General features: G+C 71.0%; 1 protein-coding gene. It reads left to right on the top strand.

Going from position 1 to position 968, the window contains the following annotated elements:
* A partial coding sequence (locus tag ACXJKR_RS33510; RefSeq protein ID WP_457326536.1) for an exo-rhamnogalacturonan lyase family protein occupies positions 1 to 968 on the top strand: 968 nt, incomplete at both ends.

The following is a 968-nucleotide window of genomic DNA, read 5'->3' as shown; positions in this document are numbered from 1 at the left end:
CGCCCGCACCGACCGTCGCCACGTCGGACGACCTGCTCGGCTTGCGCTGGCTGGATGGCACCGCCCCCGCGCTGGCGCTCGGCGCCACGTTGGGTCTGCCCTGGCCGCGCGGCCAGCACAGGAAGGATCAGGCCTTCCACGCGCTGGACGCGCAGGGCAAGCCACTGGCCTTGCAGACCTGGCCGCTGGCCTGGTGGCCCGATGGCTCGCTGAAGTGGACGGCGCATGCGCTGCCAGCCGGCGTCGATGCCGGTACCCAGCCCAGCATCCGCCCGGGCAAGGGTGCTGCCGCCGCAGGTGCCACCGTGAAGGTGCGCGAGGAGGCTGACTTCATCGAGGTCGACACCGGCGTCATCCGCTGCAGGCTGCCACGCCAGGGCGCCAAGCTCATCCAGGGCATCGAGCGCGACGGCCGCGAGGTGCTGGGTTCCTGCACCCTCATCGCCCAGACCGACGACAAGCCCGATGCCGAGCAGGGCGCCGTCACGCAGACCGCCTTCCAGAGCCGCATCGCACAACTGACCGTCGAGCAGACCGGCCCGGTGCGCGCCGTCATCAAGGTCGACGGCCAACACCGTAGYGCCGCCGGCCGCGAATGGCTGCCCTTCTCGGTGCGCTTCTATTTCTACGCCGGCGCCGAATCGCTGCGCGTCATGCACACCTTCGTCTTCGATGGCGACGATCAGAAGGACTTCCTGCGCGGTATCGGCCTGCGCTTCGACGTGCCGCTGCGCGACGCCCTCTACGACCGTCATGTGCGCTTTGCTGGCGAATCCGGTGGCCTGTGGGCCGAGGGCGTGCGCAACCTGACCGGCCTGCGCCGCGACCCGGGTGCTGCCGTGCGTGAGGCCCAGCTGGCCGGCCGCGCCACGCCGCCGGTGGCGCAATGGGGCACGCAGGTGCGCCAGCTGCAACATCGCATCCCCGCCTGGGGCGACTACTCCTTAAGTCAGCTCAGCGCCGACGGC

The sequence above is a fragment of the Roseateles sp. P5_E11 genome (genome assembly GCF_054049355.1).
Note: the sequence above shows the minus strand (reverse complement) of the source record. Positions and strands in the feature narration are given on the sequence as shown.